The sequence below is a fragment of the Pseudomonas sp. YY-1 genome (assembly GCF_002843095.1).
Taxonomy (GTDB): domain Bacteria; phylum Pseudomonadota; class Gammaproteobacteria; order Pseudomonadales; family Pseudomonadaceae; genus Aquipseudomonas; species Aquipseudomonas sediminis_A.
In genome coordinates, this window is sequence record NZ_PJLX01000012.1 from 171,822 (window position 1) to 179,114 (window position 7,293).

The 7,293-nt window shown below is 64.9% G+C and carries 8 protein-coding genes; all 8 read left to right on the top strand.

Annotated elements, in window-relative coordinates; all coding sequences use genetic code 11:
• Positions 1–11: 11 nt before the first annotated feature.
• The gene (locus tag CXP40_RS17545; RefSeq protein ID WP_106734805.1) at positions 12–779 is read left to right on the top strand and encodes a 1-acyl-sn-glycerol-3-phosphate acyltransferase; all 768 of its coding nucleotides are present in this window, start codon (positions 12–14) and stop codon (positions 777–779) included.
• A gap of 245 nt (positions 780–1,024) precedes the next feature.
• The gene (locus tag CXP40_RS17550) at positions 1,025–1,630 is read left to right on the top strand and encodes a CDP-alcohol phosphatidyltransferase family protein (protein WP_106734806.1); all 606 of its coding nucleotides are present in this window, start codon (positions 1,025–1,027) and stop codon (positions 1,628–1,630) included.
• 26 nt (positions 1,631–1,656) lie between these two features.
• Positions 1,657–3,411, top strand: coding sequence for a bifunctional alpha/beta hydrolase/class I SAM-dependent methyltransferase (locus CXP40_RS17555; RefSeq protein ID WP_106734807.1), 1,755 nt, complete (start codon positions 1,657–1,659; stop codon positions 3,409–3,411).
• Positions 3,411–4,748, top strand: a complete 1,338-nt coding sequence (locus CXP40_RS17560; RefSeq protein WP_177429692.1) for a phosphatase PAP2/dual specificity phosphatase family protein — start codon at positions 3,411–3,413, stop codon at positions 4,746–4,748. The genes CXP40_RS17555 and CXP40_RS17560 overlap by 1 nt, the downstream gene beginning before the upstream one ends.
• A complete protein-coding gene (locus CXP40_RS17565) occupies positions 4,738–5,172 on the top strand; it encodes a hypothetical protein (protein ID WP_106734808.1) in 435 nt (144 codons plus the stop codon). The genes CXP40_RS17560 and CXP40_RS17565 overlap by 11 nt, the downstream gene beginning before the upstream one ends.
• 9 nt (positions 5,173–5,181) lie before the next feature.
• Positions 5,182–5,802 (top strand): 1-acyl-sn-glycerol-3-phosphate acyltransferase, encoded by a 621-nt coding sequence (locus CXP40_RS17570; protein ID WP_106734809.1) that lies wholly within the window; start codon positions 5,182–5,184, stop codon positions 5,800–5,802.
• A 1-nt stretch (position 5,803) separates the two neighbouring features.
• Positions 5,804–6,736 carry a phosphatidate cytidylyltransferase gene (locus tag CXP40_RS17575; protein ID WP_106734810.1) on the top strand — a complete coding sequence of 311 codons (933 nt, stop codon included), beginning with the start codon at positions 5,804–5,806 and terminating at the stop codon, positions 6,734–6,736.
• 68 nt (positions 6,737–6,804) lie between these two features.
• The gene (locus tag CXP40_RS17580; RefSeq protein ID WP_256579476.1) at positions 6,805–7,275 is read left to right on the top strand and encodes a hypothetical protein; all 471 of its coding nucleotides are present in this window, start codon (positions 6,805–6,807) and stop codon (positions 7,273–7,275) included.
• The last annotated feature ends 18 nt before the right edge of the window (positions 7,276–7,293 follow it).

The following is a 7,293-nucleotide window of genomic DNA, read 5'->3' on the forward strand; positions in this document are numbered from 1 at the left end:
TGTGAAGGTTCATGGCGCTAGTGCAGGCATTCAGAGTCACGCTTTTCTACCTGCTGCTGTCGTCCAGCTCGTTCTTCTGGTGCCTGATCAGCCTGGTGGTCGCACCGCTGCTGCCGTTCCGCCAGCGCTACCGCTTCGTCGTCCAGGCCTGGTGCAACTGCGCCGTGTGGCTGGCCAAGGTGATCGTCGGTATCCGCTATGAAGTGCGCGGCGTGGAGAACATCCCCGAGCGCCCCTGCGTGATCCTCGCCAACCACCAGAGCACCTGGGAAACCTTCTTCCTCTGCGGCTTCTTCGAGCCGCTGTCGCAGGTGGTCAAGCGCGAGCTGCTGCGCGTGCCGTTCTTCGGCTGGGGCATGGCGCTGCTCAAACCCATCGCCATCGACCGCAGCAACCCCAAGGCCGCGCTCAAGCAGCTGGCCAAGCAGGGTGATGAGCGCCTCAAGCAGGGCGCCTGGGTATTGGTATTTCCCGAAGGCACGCGGATTCCGCCGGGCCAGATCGGCAAGTTCTCCCGCGGCGGCACCGCCCTGGCGGTGAATGCCGGCCTGCCGGTGCTGCCCATCGCGCACAACGCCGGCGAGTTCTGGCCCAAGGTCGGTTGGTCCAAGCGCTCGGGAACGGTTCAGGTGATCATCGGCGCACCGATGTACGCCGAGGGCGAAGGCCCGCGTGCCATCGCCGAGCTCAACGAGCGCGCCTTCCAGTGGGTACGCCAGCAACAGACCGAACTGCGCGGCGAAGAGCCGCAACTGAGCCGGCTAGGCGAAACCGTCTGATCTGTGGATAAGCTGTGCGTCAAATGCAAGCAAAGCGCCATCATCGCTCGCATCTGGCTGATTTTCCTGGCGAATCCACTGCGCTAGGAAAATCCCGTAACAGGGTATAAGTTGTGGCTCACGCCTGACTGCTATTGGCCTTCCGGCGGCTACATGCCGCCGATAAATCCGCCTCTACCACGACGGGTTCACAGTCTCGCCCGCGGCAATGGCCGAAGATGGGACAAGAAAGGGAATTCGCTGCCATGCCGTCGATCTACCAGCTCAAACCGGCTTTCCAGAACCTGCTGCGCCCCGGCGTCGAACGCCTGCATGCCCGTGGCGTCACCGCCAACCAGGTAACCCTGACCGCGGCCGTGGTCTCCGTGCTGCTCGGCGCCCTGCTCGCCGCATTCAGCCACATCACCTGGCTGTTCGCCCTGATCCCCCTGTGGATGCTGCTGCGCATGGCCTTGAATGCCGTCGACGGCATGCTCGCGCGTGAATTCGGTCAGCAGTCGAAGCTCGGCGCCTACCTCAACGAACTCTGCGACGTGGTCGCCGACAGCGCCCTGTATCTGCCCTTCGCCTTGCTGGCAGGCGTCTCGCCGCTGCTGGTGATCCTTGTGGTGGTGATGGCGGTGGTCAGCGAATACGCCGGCGTGCTTGGGCCCATGGTCGGCGCCTCACGTCGCTATGACGGGCCGATGGGCAAGAGTGACCGCGCCTTCTGCTTCGGCGTGATCGGCGCTGGCGTCGCCACAGGCCTGCTGCCAGCCTTGGGGATCAATCTGTTGCTGGGCCTGATCCTCGCCCTGCTGCTCTACACCCTCTACAACCGCGTTCGCCATGGCCTGGCCGAAGTGGCCTGAGCTGTCCTACGGAATAAGGAGATTCCATGCGCCCCGTACAACTGTACACGTTCAGTACCCATGACGGCGTCGAGCTGAGCTACCGCCACTGGCCGGCAACGACGCCTGCCGATGGCCCACGCCAGGCCGTAGTGCTGTTTCATCGGGGCCACGAGCATGGCGGGCGCATGGCCCACCTGGTGGACGAACTGGATCTTCCGCACTGCGACTTCTTCGCCTGGGATGCCCGTGGCCATGGCCTGTCGCCCGGTGCACGCGGCGACAGCCCGAGCTTCGCCACCAGCGTGCGTGACGTGCAGACCTTCGTCGAGCACATCGGCAGCCAGCACGCCATCGCCGAAGAAGACCTGGCGGTGGTGGCGCAGAGCGTCGGCGCTGTGATCATCTCCACCTGGGCCCACGACTACGCACCCAGGGTGCGCTGCCTGGTGCTCGCCTCGCCGGCGTTCAAGGTCAAGCTCTATGTGCCCTTCGCCCGCCCCGGTTTGAAGCTGCTGCACGCCTGGCGCGGCAACTTCTTCGTCAACAGTTACGTGAAGGCGAGGTTCCTCAGCCACGATCCCGAGCGTATCGCCTCCTTCGAGAACGACTCGCTGATCGCCCGGCCGATCTCGGTGACCATGCTGCTCGGCCTGTACGAAGCCGCCGACCGCATCGTCGCCGACGCCCAGGCGATCCAGGTGCCGACCCAGCTACTGATCTCCGGCGCCGATTTCGTCGTCCACCGCAAACCACAGGAAGACTTTTTCGAGCGCCTCGGCAGCCTGCGCAAGGAAAAGCACCTGTTGCCGGGCTTCTTCCACGACACCCTGGGTGAACGTGACCGCGCCCATGCCCTGAGCCGCGCGCGACGCTTCATCCTGCGCAACTTCGAGGAGCCGGTGACGCGTCCCTCGCTGCTCGATGCCGACCGCCTGGGTGCCACCTGCGCCGAAGCCGAAGAGCTGGCCGCACCACTGCCGAAAAACTCGCTACGCGACCTCTACTGGCGCGCCACCCGTGCCAGCATGCGCCTGGGTAGCACGCTATCGGCCGGGGTAAAACTGGGCTTCGACACCGGCTTCGATTCCGGCAGCACCCTCGATTACGTCTACCGCAACCAGCCCACCGGCAAGGGCGCACTGGGCCGCCTTATCGACCAGAACTACCTGGACTCCATCGGCTGGCGCGGCATCCGTCAGCGCAAACTGCATGCCGAAGAGCTGCTGCGCCTGGCCATGAGCAAACTGCGTGAAGCGAACAGGGCGGTGCGTATCGTCGATATTGCCGCCGGCCATGGCCGCTACATCCTCGAATCGCTGGAAGGCCAGGAGCAGCGTCCCGACGCGATCCTGCTGCGCGACTACAGCGACATCAACGTGCGTGACGGCAATGCGCTGATCGAGCAGAAGGGCCTGGGCGATATCGCCCGCTTCGTCAAAGGCGATGCCTTCGACCGTGACGATCTCGCCGCGCTGGATCCCAAGCCGACCCTGGCGGTGGTCTCCGGCCTGTATGAACTGTTCGGCAGCAACCAGATGGTCGGTGATTCGCTGGCCGGGCTGGCGGCTGCGGTCGAGGAGGGCGGTTACCTGGTCTACACCGGCCAGCCCTGGCACCCGCAACTGGAGCTGATCGCCCGTGCTCTGACCAGCCACCGCGATGGCCTGGCCTGGGTCATGCGTCGGCGTAGCCAGGCGGAGATGGATCAGTTGGTCGAGGCTGCAGGTTTTCGCAAGGTGGCGCAGCGCATCGACCAATGGGGCATCTTCAGCGTGTCCCTGGCGCAACGGGTGAAGTGATGGACAGCGCGCGCGAACAGGGATTGTGGAAGCGCGGCGTACTCTGGCTGCTGGTGCTCGGCCCGCTGTTCTTCGCCAGCTACGGCTTCGCCAACTGGTTCACTGGGCAGCGCGCTGACGTCGGTAGCCTGGTCTTCGCCTGGGAGCCGCAGATCCCACTCTGGCCCTGGACCATCGTGCCGTACTGGTCGATCGACCTGCTTTATGGCCTGTCCTTCCTGCTGCCGGCCTGCCGCCGCGAGATGGATCGCCACGCCCTGCGCCTGCTCGCCGCGCAGGTCATCTGCGTGGCCTGCTTCCTGCTCTGGCCGCTGCGCTTCACCTTCGAGCGGCCGCCGCTGGACGGTACCTTCGGCCTGATGTTCGACGTGCTGATGGGCTTCGACAAACCCTTCAACCAGGCGCCTTCGCTGCATATCACCCTGCTGGTGATCATCTGGGCGATGTTCGCCAATCACACCCGCGGGCTGTTCTGGCGCGGCTTGCTGCACGGGTGGATGGCGCTGATCGGCATCTCGGTGCTGACTACCTGGCAACACCACTTCATCGACGTGCCTACCGGGGCGCTGACCGGCTTCTTCTGCCTGTGGCTGCTACCGCTGCAGGGCGATACGCCGCTACGGCAGATGCGCCTGAGCAGCGATCCACGGCGTTGGCGCCTGGCATTGCGTTACAGCCTCGGCGCCCTGGCGTGCGCGGCGCTGGCGCTTACCCTGAGCGGCGCCTGGCTCTGGCTGTACTGGCCGACGGTTGCCCTGGCGATGGTCGCGCTCAACTACCTGCTATTTGGCGCTGCCGGCTTCCAGAAGCAAGCCGACGGCCGCCTCAGTCCGGCCACCACGGTATTGCTCGCACCCTATCTGCTCGGTGCCTGGATCAACTCCCGGCTGTGGACCTATCGCCGGCCAAAGCCCAGCCAGGTGTTCGAGGGCATCCACCTTGGTCGACTCCCTGCGACGCACGATCTCGAAGGGTTTGCCAGCCTGGTCGACCTCTGCGCCGAACTGCCGCTGCAACGCACGCCGCCGGCCTATTGCAGCCTGCCGTCGCTGGACCTGGTGGCGCCCGACGCGCTGACCTGCCAACGCGCCGCCGAGGCCATCGAACGCCTGCGCCATAACGGCCCGCTACTGGTGTGCTGCGCCCTGGGTTATTCGCGCAGTGCCACTGCCGTGGCAGCCTGGCTGCTGCACAGTGGCCGCTGCCAAAACGTCGAGGCCGCCGTAGAGCTGATCCGCCAGGCTCGGCCACAGGTCGTGCTCGGCCCGCAGCATCTGGCGGCGCTGCAATCCATGGCCGATGCACAACCGGGGCTGGAGGTCGCTCATGCAGGCTGATCTGCTGCTGGTCGCGGCACTGTTGCGACGTGGGCGCAGCCTCGATCATTGCTCCAGCGCGCTGAGCGTGGTCGCCATGGTCTTTGGGCTGGCGCCTTGGCTGGGTGCACCGCCAAGCCTGATCCTGGCGCTGCTCTGTGCGTCGCTGCTGATCGTCGGCCTGACCGAAAAATACTGGGCGCTGCGTGTGGCGCTGGATGCCGAGCTGTTCCAGCGCCTGGCCGAATTCGGCGACCAGCTCGACAGCCAGACTCATGTGCTGGATCAGGCACTGCAGAAGCTGGGGCTGCAGAATGCGCAGCAGGCTGGCCGCGACTGGAGCCTGCGCGCTCAGGGTGCGCTGGGCCTGCTACGTAAACAGGCGCTGTGCCTGCTGCTACAGATTTTCATCGTCGCACTCGGGTTCTTCATCGTTTTCGCTTAAGGAGTCGCCATGCTCGCCGCATTGACCGCTTTCGCCATCACCTCGGCGGCTCGCCTGCTGACCGGTGCCCGAGCCTTGTGGCTCGGCAGTACCGCGCAGGCGACGCAACGTCTGTACTACGCCAACCACAGCAGCCATGGCGACTTCGTCCTGCTCTGGGCCTCGCTGCCGCCGGAACTGCGCAAGCGCACCCGGCCGGTGGCCGGCGCCGACTACTGGCAGAAGCCGGGCGTGCGCAGCTTCCTGATCAACAAGGTGTTCAACGGTGTGCTGGTCGACCGCGAGCGCAAGGAAGGCGCCAACCCGCTGCAGGCGATGCTCGATACGCTGGATGGCGGCGACTCGCTGATCATCTTCCCCGAGGGCACGCGCAATCTCGGCGACGAGCCGCTGCTGCCGTTCAAGAGCGGCCTCTATCACCTGGCCCAGGCACGCCCCGACGTGGAGCTGGTGCCGGTGTGGATCGCCAACCTGAATCGGGTGATGCCCAAGGGCCGCGCTCTGCCGCTACCCCTGTTATGCACCCTGAGCTTCGGCGCAGCGCTGGAGCGCATCGAGGGCGAGAGCAAGGACGCCTTCCTGGAACGCGCACGCAACGCCCTGCTGGCACTGGCACCCGAGGAGGCCTGAGATGGATAACAACACTTTGCTGCTGTTCGCCGGTATCGGTGCCCTGCTCCTGCTGGCCAGCCTGGTCGGCTTCGTCCTCAAGCGGCGCAGTGGTGATCAGCCGAACCCGGTGATCGACAACCTCAACGCGCGGATCAATGCCTGGTGGGTGATGGTGCTGGTAATCGGCATTGCCTTCCTGTTCGGCAACAACGGCGTGATCCTGCTGTTCTACTTCGTCTCCTTCTATGCCCTGCGCGAGTTCATGACGCTGACGCCGACCCGGCGCAGCGACTATCCGGCGCTGGTGGCGGCCTTCTATTTCGCCCTGCCGATGCAGTATCTGCTGATCGCCTTCGGCTGGTACGGCCTGTTCGCCATCTTCATCCCGGTCTACCTGTTCCTGCTGCTGCCGATCCTCGCCTCGCTGGGCGGCGACACCACGCGCTACCTGGAGCGGGCGGCCAAGGTGCAGTGGGGGCTGATGATCGCCGTGTACTGCATCTCCTCGGTGCCGGCGCTGCTGACCCTGGAGATCCCCGGCTACGAGGGGCGCAACCTGCTGCTGATCGCCTGGCTGATCATCGTCGTGCAGCTCTCCGACGTGCTGCAGTACGTCTGCGGCAAGCTGGCCGGCAAACACAAGATCGCGCCGAATCTCTCGCCCTCGAAAACCGTGGAAGGCTTTGTCGGTGGCGTAGCCCTGGCCACGCTGATCGGCGCCATGCTGTGCTGGATCACACCTTTCGCGTTCTGGCAGGCCGCTCTGTTCGCACTGCTGGTGTGTATCCTCGGCTTCGCCGGCGGCCTGGTGATGTCGGCGATCAAACGCGACCGTGGAGTGAAGGACTGGGGCCACATGATCGAAGGCCACGGCGGCATGCTCGACCGCCTTGATTCGGTCTGTTTCGCCGCACCGGTGTTCTTCCATATGGTGCGCTACTGGTGGTCCTGATCGAACGCGAGCAATGTGGCTGGGGATTGCACTAGAGTTAAGCAATCCTCAAGAGCCAGAAGGCCGATATGGTCGCCCATACCCAGACACTATTCGGAGCCGTCGCGCTGGTCGCCGTGATCATGGGCAGCTGCCTGATCCTGGTTGGCCAATTGCGTCATCGCGACGGCATGCTCACCACCGGGCTTGGCATGCTCTCCCATGCACTGGCCTACATCGGCTTCACTCTGTTCGGGCAGGCCTCGATGTGGCTGACCTATGTGGTGGCCAATACGCTGCTGTCTATCGCGCTGGCGTTCTACACGGTTAGCCTGCCGCTGATCCATGGCCGGCGCCCGCCCTGGCGGCTGGCCTTTGCCTTCCCGCTTCTACTGGGCGTGCTGCTCAGCCTGCTAATCGACACTCAGGAACCCCGCCAACTGGTGGCCTGCCTGCTGCTGTTCAGCCAATGCCTGGTGATCCTGCGTTTGAGCCGTCTCCATGCCGTGCAGGGTGGGCGCGCCCATCGCATCTTGATGATAGGTGCATGTTGCCGCTGACCGAAAACTGACCCAGTA